This window comes from Stenotrophomonas sp. SrG, assembly GCF_050031795.1.
GTDB lineage: Bacteria > Pseudomonadota > Gammaproteobacteria > Xanthomonadales > Xanthomonadaceae > Stenotrophomonas > Stenotrophomonas rhizophila_A.
Genome location: NZ_JBNBBE010000944.1, coordinates 1 through 242, shown reverse-complemented (window position 1 = coordinate 242; position 242 = coordinate 1). Strand labels below are relative to the sequence as shown.

At 64.9% G+C, this 242-nt stretch carries 1 pseudogene; it reads right to left on the bottom strand.

Annotated elements, in window-relative coordinates:
• Positions 1–20 precede the first annotated feature (20 nt).
• Positions 21–242: pseudogene (locus tag ACQG3P_RS22280) on the bottom strand (DNA-3-methyladenine glycosylase I); the annotation flags it as partial.

Sequence of the window (242 nt, the reverse complement as noted above, 5' to 3'; positions counted from 1 at the left end):
CTACATGGGCGTCTGAGGGTTTACCCGGTGTTCTTGAGGTTCTGCAGGGGTTGGTACACCGGGCAATCCGGGCTGTGCGCGCCGGGCAGGTAGCCCAGGCTCAGCAGGAATTCACCGGTGATTTCGCCGCCGGTGAAGCGGAACGTCTTCTTGAACAGCTTCACCCACGCGGCCTTGTCGCGCGGGTGGTGCGCATCCAGCCATGCCGCGACGCTGCCGTGGCTTGCCCGCAGCTGCTGGAT